This window comes from Pseudomonas viridiflava, from assembly GCF_900602065.1.
Lineage (GTDB): Bacteria > Pseudomonadota > Gammaproteobacteria > Pseudomonadales > Pseudomonadaceae > Aquipseudomonas.
The window spans coordinates 1-381 of the sequence record NZ_UWFN01000324.1 but is presented as its reverse complement, the minus strand read 5'-3'; the positions used below and the strand labels follow the sequence as shown (position 1 = coordinate 381).

At 55.6% G+C, this 381-nt stretch carries 1 protein-coding gene; it reads right to left on the bottom strand.

Annotated features, from left to right (window positions below):
- Positions 1-381: methyl-accepting chemotaxis protein (locus EE949_RS24385; RefSeq protein ID WP_241152867.1), on the bottom strand; the 381-nt coding region annotated here is incomplete at both ends.

Below are 381 nucleotides of genomic sequence, written 5' to 3'. Positions count from 1 at the left end.
CTTGACGGGTGGCTTCCCGCGCTTCGGTGGCTTGCATCAGGTTGTCATAATGAATCCGATAATCTTTCATGGCAGCCTGCGACGCATTGATCAGCGGCGCATTGATCTCGGAGGTGAGCACCGTCGAGGCATAGCGCACATGGTTATCGAGATTCTCGTACGCTTTGAGCCAGTTGCTGGCGCGCTCGGCATCATAGTTGATCGTGAACGACAGGCGCGCGATGCGCATGTCGCGTGTCAGGGTACTCAGCTTGCCGATATCGGCGGTGCGTTCGCTACGATCGCTCAGAGAGACAATGCCCGACCAGCCTGTGAGTGCGATAAGTACACTCAGCAAAATAACCAGTGTGAAGCCCAGAACAAGTTTGGACCGGACACTGA